We start from the raw sequence: 14,184 nt of genomic DNA, 5'->3' as shown, positions 1-14,184 counted from the left end.
AAGCGCGCGGTGCCCCAAAGCACCGCGTCGCCGTTTTATTGCGTTAAAGATTTCAGCAGGAAGGATTCACATGTCATCGGCTGTTCGCTTTTCTCGTACCAAGCTTTCCACTGGCCTGTTGCTGGGCCTGAGCTGCACCACTGCCCTACCCGCGCTGGCCGCCAGCGACTCCGATCTGCTGACCCGCAGCACCCTCACCGGTGATTGGGGCGGCTTGCGCCATCAACTCGATGAAGACGGCATCAAGTTCACTGGCGATTACAGCGGCGAAACTGCTTACAACGCCGACGGCGGCCTGCACCGTTCGGCGCGCTACTCGCAGAACATCAAGCTCGGCGTGCAGTTTGATCTGAGCAAGATTTATGGCGTCGACAATGCCGGCAAGGTGCAGCTGACGATCAACGACCGTCGTGGCAACAGCGCTTCGGAAGATCTGGCCGGCAACCGCTTGCCGATTCAGGAAAACTACGGCGGTCTGTACACGCGCCTGACTGAACTGAGTTACGAGCGCAGCCTGTTCACCCCGGCGCTCAATGTGAAGCTCGGCTACATGGCGATGGGCAACGACCTCGGTGGCCTCGACAGCGGCATTCTGTGCAACTTCATGAACGCCGGCTTCTGTGGGCACCCGCTGAACATGTCCGGCGGCAGCGGCTGGACCAACTACCCCAACGCGCGTCTGGGCGTGCGGGTCAAATACGATTTGTCGCCGTCCTGGCAATTGCGTGTGGCGGCGTTCAACGTCGACCCCGAGAGCAATGGCAATTCCAGCCGCGCCTGGCATCTGGGGCCGAAGCACACCACCGGCACTGTCGTCCCGATCGAGCTGGTGTACAAGCACGCCGGCGAGCTGCCGGGCGAGTACAAGGTCGGCTATTACTACGACAGCTCCGACGTAAAGCGCATTGGCAGTGACGATGAAGTCTCAGGTCGTGGTGGGCATTATCTGCTGATCGATCAGGCGGTGTGGCGCTCGCCGACCTCCGAAGGCCGCAGTCTGCATGCGTTCGGTCAGTATTCGGCGGCCAGTGAAGCGGCTTCGCCGTTCAGCAAGTGGTACGGCACTGGCGTGGTTTTGTACAAACCGTTCGAAGGCCGCCCGCGTGACACCCTGGCGCTGGGCTATGGCCGCGCCGTGCCGAACCCGCGCAGCCGCGATGTACAGCAGGATGCCGCGCTGGCCAGCGGTGGCGCGTACCCGAATCTGGACAGCGCCGAGCAGTTGATTGAATTGGGCTACGGCTACCAGGCCACCCCATGGCTGACCCTGCGGCCGAACCTGCAATACATCATCGAACCGGGCGCGTTTTCCGGCCAGGACATCGACAATGCGCTGGTGGTGGGCTTGCAGGTCAAGGCTGCGCTTTAAGAGTTGTAGTGAATGTGCTGCCGCCTTCGTGGGCAAGCCCACTCCCACAGGGCTCGGCGGCGTGCATTAAATCCCCGCCCAACACCACGCCACTGTGGGAGCGAGCCTGCTCGCGAAAGCGCCGGGTCAGCCGACTGTGATGTTGGATGTGCCGCCGCCTTCGTGAGCAAGCCCACTCCCACAAGGGATTTGGGTCAGGCAGGAGAATTGGATTCGCCGCTGCAATTGTGGGAGCGGGCTTGCTCGCGAAAGCGTCGGGTCAGGCGACTGCGATGTTGAATGTAACGCCGCCTTCGTGAGCAAGCCCACTCCCACAGGGCTCGGCGGTGTGCATTAAATCCCCGCCCAACATCAAACCACTGTGGGAGCAGGCTCGCTACCACAGGGCATACAGCGGGCTTGCGTCGGGCGGGAAATTAATTCCTGCCATCGGTGAATTATTTCGTGTCTGCATGTATCTGAGCCTGAAGAGCCGGCGCCATCATGGAGATGGCATCGCAGCGGTAATCTGGATCAGCGAGCGGGAACAGCGCAATGAAATCACGCAAGAACACTGTCAAACCGATCGGTTTGAAAGACATCACCATTGTCGACGACGCCAAGATGCGCAAGGCGATCACCGCCGCCGCACTGGGCAACGCCATGGAATGGTTCGACTTTGGCGTTTACGGCTTTGTCGCCTATGTGCTCGGCAAGGTCTTCTTCCCCGGCGCCGATCCCGGCGTGCAAATGATCGCCGCGCTGGCGACGTTCTCCGTGCCGTTCCTGATTCGTCCGCTTGGCGGGCTGTTCTTCGGTGCACTCGGCGACAAATACGGGCGGCAGAAAGTCCTTGCCGCGACCATCGTCATCATGTCCCTGAGCACCTTCGCCATCGGTCTCATTCCCTCCTATGCCTCAATCGGCATCTGGGCGCCGATCCTGCTGTTGCTGGCGAAGATGGCTCAGGGTTTCTCAGTCGGTGGCGAATACACCGGTGCCTCGATCTTCGTCGCTGAATACGCCCCGGACCGCAAGCGCGGTTTCCTCGGGAGCTGGCTGGACTTCGGCTCGATCGCCGGTTTTGTCTTCGGCGCCGGCGTGGTGGTGGTGATTTCGACGATTCTCGGTGAACAGCGCTTCGAAGAATGGGGCTGGCGGATTCCGTTCTTCCTCGCCCTGCCGCTGGGCATGATCGGCCTGTATCTGCGTCACGCCCTCGAGGAGACCCCGGCGTTCCAGCAGCACGTGGAAAAACTCGAACAAGGCGACCGCGAAGGCCTCGCCGGTGGCCCGAAAGTGTCGTTCAAGGAAGTCGCGACCAAACACTGGCGCAGCCTGATGACCTGCATCGGCGTGGTCGCGGCGACCAACGTCACCTATTACATGCTGCTCACCTACATGCCGAGTTACCTGACGCACAACCTGCATTACAGTGAAAACCACGGCGTACTGATCATCATCGCGATCATGGTCGGCATGCTTTTCGTGCAGCCAATGATCGGTTTCATCAGCGACAAGATCGGCCGCAAACCCTTCATCGTGGTCGGCAGTATCGGCCTGTTCATCTTTGCCATCCCGGCGTTCATGCTGATCAACAGCGGCAGTATCGGCCTGATCTTCTGCGGCTTGCTGATTCTCGCGGTGCTGCTCAATTTCTTCATCGGCGTGATGGCCTCGACACTGCCGGCGATGTTTCCCACCCATATCCGCTACAGCGCCCTGGCCAGTGCCTTCAACGTTTCGGTGCTGATCGCCGGTCTGACTCCGACCGCCGTGGCCTGGCTGGTGGAAAGCACCAACGACCTGTACATGCCCGCCTACTACCTGATGGTCATCGCCGTGGTCGGCCTGGTCACCGGCGTAACCATGAAAGAAACCGCCAACAAACCCCTGCGCGGCGCGGCCCCGGCGGCCTCCGACCTCGAAGAGGCCAAGGAGCTGCTGCAGGAGCACCACGACAACATCGAACAGAAAATCGAAGACATCGATGCCGAAATCGCCGCGCTGGAAGCCAAGCGCAAGGAACTGGCGCTCCAGCATCCGCGCATCGATTGATCAGTGCAGCGTCGGCAATCGGTCCGACGCCGCGCCGAGCTCGAGCTAGCCTTGAACCCGGTCGCATGCTTCAAGGAGTTCATATGTTCAAGCTGATGAGAAGTTCGGTCGCTGGCGGATTGCTCTTCGCCAGCCTCCAGGCCGAAGCCGGCGGCATCATGATTTACCAGGCCGGCCACGACGGTGGCAACGCCTTGAAGTAACTGCCCGGCTCCAGCTTCTTCATCAGCCACCAGCTCGATGAGCGTTCCTCGATCGGCTTCGGCATGTACGGCAATTCTGGTCTGGCGCTGGACTACGACGATGAGTGAGGTCGGCGCCTCGCCAGGAATGGTTGCACGAAACAGCATGATGCAGCGGTTGACCACTTTCAGTTCTACCGCTTCGTCCGTTGCTGTCGTGGTGTCTTCCAGTGCCTGGCCGAGCCCGGAGCCAGCACCATCAGCCTGTTAGGCATTTGCCGTACCTTATGGCTGATTGTCGTGAGAGGTTTCGTCCAGCACTTCGCTGACGTCGGCCGGCTGATAGACCCAGCCGATGAACAATTCATAACCGACCGCCAGAATCACCGGCCCGGTGAACAGGCCGATGATGCCGCTGGTGACCATGCCGCCCAGCGCGCCAATCAGCACCACCGGCATCGGCACGGCCACGCCACGCCCGAGCAGCATCGGCTTGAGCACGTTGTCGGAGAGCCCGGCGATCACCATCCACACGGCGAATATGATCGTGCCGGGACCGACGCCGTCATGGGCGAAGACGAACACCACCACCGGTACGGTAACCAGCAGCACCGGCAGTTGCATGATGCCCAGCAGCAACACCATCAAGGCCAGAATGCCGGCAGCGGGCACACCCATGATCACCAGTGCCACGCCGATCAGGATCATCTGGATAAAAGCGATACCGACCACACCCTGCGCCACCGCGCGAATAGTCGAGGTGCACAATTGAGCGATCTGCGGGCCACGCATCGGCCCGGAAATCCGCGTGGTGATCGCCACCGCTGTGCGATGGCCGCGTTCGCCGTGGGTCATGATCAGTCCGGCGACAATCAGCGCCACGACAAACACCACGATGCCTGCGCCGACGCCGGCGGCCTGATGCAAAAGCACCCGGCCCCAACTGGTCAGATGCGGCGCGAGCTCCTTGAACACCCAGCTCAGATCCTGCGAGGCGTGCATCCAGATGCCATACAACGGCGCACCGATCAGCGGCCAGTCGGCGACATTGGCTGGTGGCGGCGGAATCTCGAACTGCCCCGCTTCCACCGTATGCATGCCCGCCTTCACCGAATCGGCCACGGATGCGCCGAGCAGGCTCAGCGGCACCATCAAGATGACCAGGCCAAGCAATACCAGCACAATCGCCGCCCAACCGTAGCGGTTGCCCAGTTTGGCACCGAGTTTCTGGTTCAGCGGATACAGCGTCACCGCGAGGATCAGCGCCCACAGCATCACATTCAGAAACGGATGGAAAATGTCGTAGCAGAACAGCACCAGGGTCGCGATCAAGCCGGCGCGGATCAGCACGTCGAGCAAGGCTTTGGAACTGTTGAAGGCAATCAGCGGTTTTTCTTCCATGGCAACATTCCTGAGCGGTGCAGCATTCGGGATGCTGCTGAGCCTAGAACATGTTGGCCCGGTCTTCCTGTGAGGCGCGGGATTATCGGTTTTAACCAGACGATGTGGGAGCGAGCCTGCTCGCGAAAGACGTATTTCAAAGCCGTGACCCTTTGCATCTGCCGGCGCCTTCGCGAGCAGGCTCGCTCCCACAGGGCTTTGCGTTAATCCTCAATCTCAACCCGCCCACAAATCCAGTGCGGGAGCGAGCCTGCTCGCGAAAGCGCAAGGTCAGGCAGGACGAATGCTCAGGCCATCTACCAACAAAACCATCACCCCACCGATTACTCCGCCCGCCGCTTGGTGTTAAATAGGCGCCAGTCTTGACCTTGTCGCTTAAAGCCGTGCAACGAGAACCGCTATGAATACTTCTGCCCAGAACACCCGCGCTCTACAGGTGACCCAATGATCGAAGTCACCGAAGTCTCCATCGCGCAATTGCGCGCCGCCCTCGAATCCGGCCAGACCACTGCTGTGGAGTTGGTGCAGGCCTATCTGGCGCGCATCGATGCCTACGATGGCGCCGATACGCCGACAGCCCTCAACGCCGTCGTCGTGCGCAATCCTGAAGCGCTGAACGAAGCCCGTGCCTCCGACGCCCGCCGTGCCAAAGGTCAAACCCTTGGCCCGCTCGATGGCATTCCCTATACCGCCAAAGACAGTTATCTGGTCAAGGGCCTGACCGCCGCCTCCGGCAGTCCGGCGTTCGCCGATCTGGTTGCTCATCGCGACGCTTTCACCATCGAGCGCCTGCGCGCGGCCGGCGCGATCTGTCTGGGCAAGACCAACATGCCGCCGATGGCCAATGGCGGTATGCAGCGTGGCGTTTATGGCCGCGCGGAGAGCCCGTACAACGCTGCTTACCTCACCGCGCCGTTCGCCTCCGGCTCTTCCAATGGTGCCGGGACCGCCACCGCTGCGAGTTTCGCCGCGTTCGGTCTGGCTGAGGAAACCTGGTCCAGCGGTCGTGGCCCGGCGTCAAACAACGGCCTGTGCGCCTACACCCCGTCGCGCGGGGTCATTTCGGTGCGCGGCAACTGGCCGTTGACCCCAACCATGGACGTCGTCGTGCCGTTCGCGCGAACCATGGCTGACCTGCTCGAGGTACTCGACGTAGTTGTCGCCGAAGACTCCGACACCCGTGGCGACCTGTGGCGTCTGCAACCGTGGGTGCCGATCCCGCGCGTCAGCGAAGTGCGCCCGGCTGCGTACAGCGAACTGGCCGCAGATGCCAAAGCCCTGGCCGGCAAACGCTTCGCCATCCCGCGCATGTACATCAATGCCGACCCGGACGCCGGCACCAGCGAAGCCCCCGGCATTGGCGGTCCGACTGGCCAGCGCATCACTACCCGCGCGTCAGTGATCGACTTGTGGAAACAGGCGCGTCAGGCCCTGGAAGCCGCTGGCGCCGAAGTCATCGAAACCGACTTTCCGCTGGTCTCCAACTGCGAAGGCGACCGCCCTGGCGCGCCAACCGTGTTCACTCGTGGGCTGGTGTCGAAAGAATTTCTGCATCATGAACTGTGGGACCTGACGGCCTGGGCGTTTGACGATTTCCTGCAAGCCAACGGCGACCCGAAACTAAATCGTCTGGTCGACGTTGACGGGCCGAAAATCTTCCCCCACGACCCCGGCACCCTGCCCAACCGCGAAGGCGACCTGGCCGCTGGCATGGACGAGTACGTGCGCATGGCCGAACGCGGCATCACGCCGTGGAATGAAATCCCTACCGTGCCTGATGGCTTGCGCGGTCTGGAGCAGACCCGGCGCATCGACCTCGAAGACTGGATGGAAAAACTCGGCCTCGACGCTGTTCTATTTCCGACTGTTGCCGACGTTGGCCCGGCGGACGCCGATGTCAATCCAGCCTCGGCGGACATCGCCTGGAGCAATGGCGTCTGGGTGGCCAACGGCAACCTCGCGATCCGCCACCTCGGCGTACCAACGGTCACCGTGCCGATGGGCGTCATGGCCGACATCGGCATGCCGGTTGGCCTGACTTTCGCCGGCCGCGCCTACGACGATTCAAACCTGCTGCGCTACGCCGCCGCCTTCGAATCCACCGGCAGCAAACGCCAGATCCCACCGCGCACGCCACCGCTGTCCTGATCGAGGCAACAGCAAGCCCGCTCTCGGCATTGATCAAGTGTTGAGGACGGGCTTACTGATCCGCAGTCTGCATCCCTGCTCGCGTCGATTTGCCCAGCGCATGGGCAAAAAACCGTCCCGCTTCGGAAATCAGGTTGCGGTGAATATCCTCGCGATCGACTCCATCAGCATCGGTGCACAACGCCGGCATGGCGCGAATCTGCTCTTCATTGCATGGCGCCAGAAACACGAAGTGCCCTGCCCCGGCCAGCAGTTTGAAGTCCGGCGCGGTGGGCAGCTTGCGCGCGAGGGCGGCAGCGTTTTTATCAAAGGCCACCAGTTTGTCGCCGTCGCCGCTGTAGAGCAGCACCGGTACGTGCACGTCAGCGAGGGTATGACGGCCGAATTTCAGGCTCAGCGGCGCCATCAGCAGTAACGCGTGAACCCTTGGATCGGCCACCGGTTGCAAATCTTCGCGATCGACAATCAGCTCACCCTGGGTGTTGCAGGCGTCGTGATCGTCCGGGCGTTCCTGGCAATAGCGCCGTAGACGATCAAGATCCGGTTGCGCCCCGGAAAGAATCAATGCGGTCTCGCCACCAGCCGAATAGCCAATGACCCCGACCTGATCAGCATTGACGAACGGCGCCAGCATGCTGTCGCCGAGCGTCGCGGTGATCGCTTGGGAAATCTGAATTGGTCGCCCATATAGATTGCTCAACGTGCCGAGACGGCTGTGGTCCCGCCAGTTGTCGCCGGGATGAATCACCGCCACCACTACGAAACCCTTGCGCGCCAGCGATGTGGCCAGATCATGCAAGGCCAGCGGCGTGCCGGTGTTGCCGTGGGAGAGCATCAACATCGGAAAGCGGCCGATGGCGACTTTAGTGTCTTCTCCGGCCTCGACCGAGTAACCCTCAAGCAAACTCATGTGCTCGCGGTCACTGGACGGGTAAAAGGCGATAGCGCGCATCGGTTGCAGATCGAGCGGGTCGAGAAAGGTCATCTCGTGATAACCGACGCTCCAGACAGGGTGCCGCCCCGGCGCGGCCTGCACTGAATTCAGGCTGCCCAGCAGGCAAATCAGCAACATTGCACAAAGATGCCTCATGAATGCCCCACCCTGTTGGACCACATCATCGGATGTGTTGGAACTGCATAACCCGGGCCAGATTATGTAACAGCTGGAAACAAAAAACTCCGTATTCGGCCCTTGCGGAACCAGAATACAGAGTTTTTTGCGGATTACCTGAACATCAGCTGTTCTTTACGCAAGCCTTACGCGGCTGCAAACAGTTGCTCGCTGATCTTCGCTTGAGCAGCGCTCATGGCGTTGTTGCGCACTTCTTCGCCATAGGCCAGACCTTCAGCGCGAACGATTTCGATGTCGGTGATGCCGAGGAAGCCCAGCACCAGCTTCAGATATTCCTCGTGCGCGATGCCGCTGGCCTGACCGGCGTGGATGCCGCCGGAGGTCGACACGATGACCACTTTCTTGCCACCGCACAGGCCTTCAGGGCCGGCTTCGGTGTAGCGGAAAGTCTGGCCGGCGACGGCAATACGGTCGATCCACGCTTTCAATTGGGTTGGCACAGTGAAGTTGTACATCGGCGCGGCAATCACTACAGCGTCGGCAGCGATGAATTCGGCCAGAGTCGAGGCACTCAGCTCGGCTTCGTGCTGTTGCGCAGCGTCGCGCAGTTCGGCGGTGGTGCCAGCGGCGACCAGCGTGGTCGACGAGAAATGGCTGATGGCATCGGCAGCCAGATCGCGATAAGTGACCACGGCGCTCGGCTCGGCGGCTTGCCAGGCGTCGGCGACCTGACGGCTCAACTGACGGGAAGCAGAGTTGTCGCCCAGAATGCTCGAATCGATGTGCAACAGTTTCATGTGGGTTCTCCTGAAAGAATCGCCGGTGGCGACGGAATGGAGACAATCCTACGCAACAAACCAATAGCTGATTAGTCGCCGGCAATGCGATAGTTCGTCCCATTGATAGAACGACTGGAAACGCGCATGCAGGACCTTAACGATCTTTACTATTTCGCCAAAGTGGTCGAAGCCGGCGGTTTTGCCGCCGCCGGGCGATTGCTCGGAATTCCCAAGTCACGGCTTTCGAGGCGGATTGCCGAGCTGGAAGAACGTCTCGGCGCGCGTCTGCTGCAACGCACCACCCGCCAACTGAATCTCACCGCTGTCGGCGAGCGCTATTTGCGCCACTGTCAGGCGATGTTGCTGGAAGCGGAAATGGCTGACGAAGCCGTGGCGAGCATGTCCAGCGAACCACGCGGGCGCTTGCGGGTGTCGTGTCCGACCGGACTCGCCCATGAAATGCTGCCGACGGTGATCAGCGACTTTCTTGGCAAATTTCCGCAGGTGCAACTGGAGGTCGTGCTGCTCAATCGCCGTGTGGATCTGGTCACTGAAGGCATCGATGTCGCCTTGCGGGTGCGCGATCACGGCGATGAAGATCCGTTGCTGGTCACTCGACGTTTGCGTCAGGCCCAGGCGGTGGTAATCGCCAGCCCGGATTTCATGCAAGGCAAGACCATCAATCATCCGCAGGACCTCAAGAACCTGCCGGTGCTCGGCGCGCTGGAAGCTGATCGCATGGTCCATGTGCGTCTGCTCGACCAGCAGGGCAAGAGTGTCGATCTGAGCATGGAAGCGCGGCTGGGCATCGATGACTTTGTCGTGCGCAAGGCCTGCGTGCTCGCCGGTCAGGGTTTCACCGTGCTGCCGATGATGTTCTGCGAGACCGAACTGCGTAACGGCACGCTGGTGCAGGTGCTGCCGGAATGGTCATTGCCCGGCGGCTGGTTGCAAGCGGTGTATCCGCACCGGCGCGGGGTGATGCCGGCGGTGCGTGCATGGATCGATCATCTGGTCGAATCGTTCGATGCCTGCGGGGAGCGGTTGTTATGAAACAGGGAAAGATGAGCGAAGCCGAGGTTGGCGCATTTTGTCTGGCTCTGCCGGGCGCGCGGGAAGATTACAAATGGGGCGGCGTGCGGGTGTTCTCGATTGCCGGCAACAAGATGTTCGCCTTGCAGGGATTACGCGGCGATTCGCTGGCGTTCAAGGTCGACAAGGATCTGTTTCTCGGCCATTGCGACCGCCCGGGGATTCATCCGGCGCCGTATCTGGCGCGCGCGCAGTGGATCATCATGCACCCGCCCTACCCGCTGAGTGCCGAGGAATTGCAGGGGCTGTTGCAGCGATCACATCAACTGGTGGTGAGCAAGTTGCCAAAGAAAACCCAAATCGGCCTGCGTTTGTAAGCACGCAAATCCTGTGGGAGCGAGCCTGCTCGCGAAGGCGGTTTGTCAGGCGTCTCATCAGCGAGGATGAGATTGCTTTCGCTAGCAGGCTCGCTCCCACAGGGGATTTTCGGTGGACTTTAGATCAGCGACAGCAAGTTCGATCCGAGAAAAATCTGGTCAATCCAGAACACCTGATGCAGCAGCACGATCACCCAGAACAGAATCTGAAACGACACCTTGCGGGTCTTGTGCCGAAACACTTGCTGCGCGATCAACGCACCGGGCCAGCCGCCCGCCAGTTCTACCGCATGCAGGATGTTTTCCGGGGTGCGCCAGGCATCGGCGCGGGCCTTGCGCTTGTCGGCCCAATACAGAAAAAACGCCAGCACACTGACAATCCCGTACGCCGCCAGAGGCACCCGCGAGATGCCGCTGAGCCACATCGACAGTGAGCCGAACAGCGGCAGCGCGCAGACGATCAACAGCACCACAAGCTTCAACTTCACATGCTGAAGGCGCCCGCCAGAAGCTCGTCCTTGCGGGCGCTGCGCGCGCGAATCGTTCATGGCTTGGCCGCCGACCAGTCCACCCAGCCGAACTGCCAGGTCGCCAGAATGAACAGGCCGAACGCTATTCGGTACCAGGCAAACGCTGCGTAGCTGTGGTTGCCGATGAACTTCAGCAAACCGCGCACAGCGATCATGGCGAAGACAAACGCGGTGACGAAACCAATCGCGAATACCGGGAAATCCGCTGGCACAAACAGATCACGGTATTTGTAGCCCGAATACACCGCCGCACCCACCATGGTCGGCATGGCGAGAAAGAATGAAAACTCGGTTGCAGTCTTGCGCGACAGGCCGAACAGCAAGCCGCCAATGATCGTCGAGCCGGAGCGCGAAGTGCCGGGAATCATAGCCAGGCATTGCGCGAAACCGATTTTCAGCGCATCGGTCCAGCGGATCTCGTCAACGGTTTCGGCGTGGACTTCATGCTGGCGCTGTTCGGCCCACAACATGATGACCCCGCCAACCACCAGCGCTGCCGCCACGTTGATCGGGTTGAACAGGTATTCGTGAATCAGATCGGCGAAGATCACACCCAGCACCACCGCCGGCAGGAAGGCGATCAGCAGATTGGCGGTGAAACGCCGTGCGCTTGGCTGGGTCGGCAAGCCGATCACCACGTCGAGGATCTTGCGGCGAAACTCCCAGACCACCGCGAGAATCGCGCCGAGCTGAATAATGATGTTGAACGCCATGGCCCGTTCGCCGCCGAAGTTCAGCAAGTCGGCGACGATGATCTGGTGTCCGGTACTCGAAATGGGCAAAAACTCCGTCAGCCCCTCTACAACTCCTAGAATCAGTGCCTGCAAGGCGGTCCAAAGATCCATCAATCCCCCAGAGAGCGATGCGCAAGGCATGCCCCGATAGTATTTTTTCGTTCACTGCGTCCAGCGTAGCCGGTAAAAGCTGTAGCGATTGCGCGCACAGGATCCACACGAAACGGTAAAAATTCCGTGAAATGTCAAAACCGGATTCAGGTTTTTGCGCGCGGGGCCGAAATCCTAACAGACAAGCCTCAATAGCGCTCTGCGCGTTGGAAGGCTTGAATCGCGCGGTCCCGGACACTCAGCTGTGGCCGGATGCTGGCGATCATTTATTACAAGAACAAGAATCCCGGAGTGACAGCGTTATGAACAGCTTGCGCAGTGTGTCGATCAGCCGACGCTTGTGGCTCATCTTGATCGTGGCGGTGGTCATGTTGCTGACCTTGGGCGTGCTGATGCTCAAGCAGATCCACGACGACCTCTACCACGCCAAGGCGCAGAAAACCCAGCACGTGGTGCAGACCGCCAGCGGCCTGCTCACGTATTACCAGGGTCTGGAGACCGCTGGCACCCTGACCAGGGACGCGGCGCAAAAGCAGGCACTGACGGCGATCCGTGGCCTGCGCTATGACCAGAGCGACTACTTCTGGATAAACGACCTCACGCCCGTGATGGTCATGCACCCGACCAACCCCAAACTCGAAGGCCAGAACCTCTCGGCGATCCGCGACCCGGACGGTTTTGCGGTGTTCAACGAGATGGTCGCCATCGCCAAGGCCAAAGGCGCGGGCATGGTCAATTATCGCTGGCCGAAACCGGGAGCGACTGATCCGGTGGCGAAGACTTCGTACGTGAAGCTGTTTGAACCCTGGGGCTGGGTGATCGGTTCCGGTGTGTACGTCGACGATGTGCAGGCCGAGTTCCAGGGGCAGATGATCAAGGCCTCGGCAATCGGTCTGGCGATTGCGCTGATCATGGCGCTGCTGGTGATTCTGATCGCGCGCAGCATCGTTCGTCCGTTGCAGGAAACCGTGAATGCCATGGCCAACATCGCCAGCGGCGAAAGCGACCTGACCCGCAGCCTCGATACCCATGGCAAGGATGAAGTCACCGAGCTTGCCCATCACTTCAATGCCTTCACTGCCAAATTGCGCCGAGTGATTGGAGATTTGCAGATCTCGGCCAGCGCCCTGGGCCAGTCATCCAGCGAGCTGGGTAACGATGCCTCGCAGGCACAGCAGCGCAGTCAGCAGCAATCGCAGCAAATGGAACTGGTGGCCACGGCGATCAACGAAGTCACCTACGGCGTGCAGGACGTGGCGAAAAACGCAGAACATGCCGCCGCAGAAATGCGCGACGCGGAAGCGCAGGCGCAGCAGGGGCAGATCAACATCGACGGCAGCCTGCAGCAGATCGACAAGCTATCCGGCACGATCGATCAGGCGGTGGAAGTGATCCGCACGCTGGCGGCCGAAAGCACGCAGATTGGCAGCGTGTTGGAGGTGATTCGCTCGATTGCCGAACAGACCAACCTGTTGGCGCTTAATGCGGCGATTGAAGCGGCGCGTGCTGGTGAACAAGGTCGCGGGTTTGCCGTGGTCGCCGATGAGGTCCGATTGTTGGCGCAGCGCACGCAGAAATCGACGGCGGAGATTCAGTCGATGATCGAGCGTTTGCAGAACCACTCCGAAGCTGCGGTGAAGGTGATTGGCGACAGCAGCAAGGCTTCGCAATTGACCATTGAACAGGCGGGACTGGCCGGGGCGAGCCTCAATGCGATTGGCCAGGCGTTGCGTAATCTCAACGGCCTGAATGCTTCGATCGCCAGCGCCACGTTGCAACAGGCGCATGTGGTTGAGGACATCAACCAGAACGTCACCCAGGCGGCCGGGCTGTCGCACAGCACGGCGTTGGCGGCGGAACAATCCAGTGCAGCCAGTCTGCGCCTTGGGCAACTGAGCGAACAACTGAACGGGTTGCTTCGGCAGTTCCGGGTCTGACTCAAAACCTGTGGGGTAGTCTGGAATCTGCGCATATCCTTAACCCCTGTGGGAGTGGGCTTGCCCACGAAGGCGGCGGGTCAGGCGAATTTTATGCGTCTGACACACCGCCTTCGCGAGCAAGCCCGCTCCCACATCAGATTGTTGGGGTTGTCGGGAATTTGCGGACAACCACAAATCCTGTGGAAGTGGGCTTGCTCACGAAGGCGGCGGGTCAGGCGAATTTTCTGTGTCTGACTTAATGCCTTCGCGAGCAAGCCCGCTCCCACATCAGATTGGTGTGGTTGTTGGGAATTGGGGACAACATCAAATCCTGTGGGAGTGGGCTTGCTCACGAAAGCGGCAGGTCACGCGAATTTTCTGTGTCTGACTTAATGCCTTCGCGAGCAAGCCCGCTCCCACATGAGATTGGTGGGGTTGTCGGGAATCTGCGGACAACATCAAACCCTGTGGGAGTGGGCTTGCTCACGAAGGC

At 60.6% G+C, this 14,184-nt stretch carries 11 protein-coding genes and 1 pseudogene; 7 read left to right on the top strand and 5 right to left on the bottom strand.

Annotated elements, in window-relative coordinates; all coding sequences use genetic code 11:
• The first annotated feature begins 70 nt into the window (after positions 1-70).
• The 3 genes and pseudogenes from AC4IHP_RS18265 to AC4IHP_RS18255 form a co-directional block, all read left to right on the top strand.
• Positions 71-1,369: a carbohydrate porin gene (locus tag AC4IHP_RS18265; protein ID WP_490832371.1), complete on the top strand. Its 1,299-nt coding sequence runs from the start codon at positions 71-73 to the stop codon at positions 1,367-1,369.
• Positions 1,370-1,903: 534 nt separating this feature from the next.
• Positions 1,904-3,406, top strand: coding sequence for a glycine betaine/L-proline transporter ProP (gene proP / locus AC4IHP_RS18260; RefSeq protein ID WP_490832370.1), 1,503 nt, complete (start codon positions 1,904-1,906; stop codon positions 3,404-3,406).
• Positions 3,407-3,579: 173 nt separating this feature from the next.
• A pseudogene (locus AC4IHP_RS18255) lies at positions 3,580-3,714 on the top strand (transporter); the annotation flags it as partial.
• A 159-nt stretch (positions 3,715-3,873) separates the two neighbouring features.
• Here AC4IHP_RS18255 and AC4IHP_RS18250 read toward each other — a convergent pair.
• Entirely contained in the window at positions 3,874-4,989 is a 1,116-nt protein-coding gene (locus tag AC4IHP_RS18250; protein WP_460119117.1) for an AI-2E family transporter, read from the bottom strand.
• Between the two features lie 444 nt (positions 4,990-5,433).
• Here AC4IHP_RS18250 and AC4IHP_RS18245 point away from each other — a divergent pair, with 444 nt between their 5' ends.
• Positions 5,434-7,137, top strand: coding sequence for an amidase (locus AC4IHP_RS18245; protein ID WP_490832369.1), 1,704 nt, complete (start codon positions 5,434-5,436; stop codon positions 7,135-7,137).
• 52 nt (positions 7,138-7,189) lie between these two features.
• On the opposite strand, the gene AC4IHP_RS18240 is transcribed toward AC4IHP_RS18245, so the two are convergent.
• Positions 7,190-8,227, bottom strand: a complete 1,038-nt coding sequence (locus tag AC4IHP_RS18240; RefSeq protein WP_460119113.1) for an alpha/beta hydrolase family protein — start codon at positions 8,225-8,227, stop codon at positions 7,190-7,192.
• 167 nt (positions 8,228-8,394) lie between these two features.
• The gene (locus AC4IHP_RS18235) at positions 8,395-9,006 is read right to left on the bottom strand and encodes an FMN-dependent NADH-azoreductase (protein WP_490832368.1); all 612 of its coding nucleotides are present in this window, start codon (positions 9,004-9,006) and stop codon (positions 8,395-8,397) included.
• A gap of 126 nt (positions 9,007-9,132) precedes the next feature.
• Here AC4IHP_RS18235 and AC4IHP_RS18230 point away from each other — a divergent pair, with 126 nt between their 5' ends.
• Positions 9,133-10,041, top strand: a complete 909-nt coding sequence (locus AC4IHP_RS18230) for a LysR substrate-binding domain-containing protein (protein ID WP_460119109.1) — start codon at positions 9,133-9,135, stop codon at positions 10,039-10,041.
• Complete coding sequence (locus tag AC4IHP_RS18225; protein WP_460119107.1) at positions 10,038-10,397, top strand: MmcQ/YjbR family DNA-binding protein; 360 nt, start codon at positions 10,038-10,040, stop codon at positions 10,395-10,397. The genes AC4IHP_RS18230 and AC4IHP_RS18225 overlap by 4 nt, the downstream gene beginning before the upstream one ends.
• A gap of 119 nt (positions 10,398-10,516) precedes the next feature.
• On the opposite strand, the gene AC4IHP_RS18220 is transcribed toward AC4IHP_RS18225, so the two are convergent.
• Both AC4IHP_RS18220 and AC4IHP_RS18215 read right to left on the bottom strand, forming a co-directional pair.
• Entirely contained in the window at positions 10,517-10,945 is a 429-nt protein-coding gene (locus AC4IHP_RS18220; RefSeq protein ID WP_460119105.1) for a DUF1294 domain-containing protein, read from the bottom strand.
• On the bottom strand, positions 10,942-11,772 hold the full coding sequence (locus AC4IHP_RS18215) for an undecaprenyl-diphosphate phosphatase (RefSeq protein ID WP_490832367.1): 831 nt from the start codon (positions 11,770-11,772) through the stop codon (positions 10,942-10,944). Before AC4IHP_RS18215 ends, AC4IHP_RS18220 begins: the two co-directional genes overlap by 4 nt.
• Positions 11,773-12,074: 302 nt before the next feature.
• Here AC4IHP_RS18215 and AC4IHP_RS18210 point away from each other — a divergent pair, with 302 nt between their 5' ends.
• Positions 12,075-13,709 (top strand): methyl-accepting chemotaxis protein, encoded by a 1,635-nt coding sequence (locus AC4IHP_RS18210; RefSeq protein ID WP_490832366.1) that lies wholly within the window; start codon positions 12,075-12,077, stop codon positions 13,707-13,709.
• Positions 13,710-14,184 lie beyond the last annotated feature (475 nt).

It is taken from the genome of Pseudomonas sp. UF-293 (assembly GCF_058245595.1).
The sequence above is the reverse complement of the archived record's forward strand: the minus strand, read 5'-3'. Positions and strand labels throughout refer to the sequence as shown.

What these genes read in the sequence shown, in the direction of transcription:
- AC4IHP_RS18235 (WP_490832368.1), bottom strand. Translation starts at nt 9,006, where the DNA reads ATGAAACTGTTGCACATCGATTCGAGCATTCTGGGCGACAACTCTGCT.
- AC4IHP_RS18215 (WP_490832367.1), bottom strand. Translation starts at nt 11,772, where the DNA reads ATGGATCTTTGGACCGCCTTGCAGGCACTGATTCTAGGAGTTGTAGAG.
- AC4IHP_RS18220 (WP_460119105.1), bottom strand. Translation starts at nt 10,945, where the DNA reads ATGAACGATTCGCGCGCGCAGCGCCCGCAAGGACGAGCTTCTGGCGGG.
- proP (WP_490832370.1), top strand. Translation starts at nt 1,904, where the DNA reads ATGAAATCACGCAAGAACACTGTCAAACCGATCGGTTTGAAAGACATC.
- AC4IHP_RS18210 (WP_490832366.1), top strand. Translation starts at nt 12,075, where the DNA reads ATGAACAGCTTGCGCAGTGTGTCGATCAGCCGACGCTTGTGGCTCATC.
- AC4IHP_RS18225 (WP_460119107.1), top strand. Translation starts at nt 10,038, where the DNA reads ATGAAACAGGGAAAGATGAGCGAAGCCGAGGTTGGCGCATTTTGTCTG.
- AC4IHP_RS18230 (WP_460119109.1), top strand. Translation starts at nt 9,133, where the DNA reads ATGCAGGACCTTAACGATCTTTACTATTTCGCCAAAGTGGTCGAAGCC.
- AC4IHP_RS18250 (WP_460119117.1), bottom strand. Translation starts at nt 4,989, where the DNA reads ATGGAAGAAAAACCGCTGATTGCCTTCAACAGTTCCAAAGCCTTGCTC.
- AC4IHP_RS18245 (WP_490832369.1), top strand. Translation starts at nt 5,434, where the DNA reads ATGATCGAAGTCACCGAAGTCTCCATCGCGCAATTGCGCGCCGCCCTC.
- AC4IHP_RS18240 (WP_460119113.1), bottom strand. Translation starts at nt 8,227, where the DNA reads ATGAGGCATCTTTGTGCAATGTTGCTGATTTGCCTGCTGGGCAGCCTG.
- AC4IHP_RS18265 (WP_490832371.1), top strand. Translation starts at nt 71, where the DNA reads ATGTCATCGGCTGTTCGCTTTTCTCGTACCAAGCTTTCCACTGGCCTG.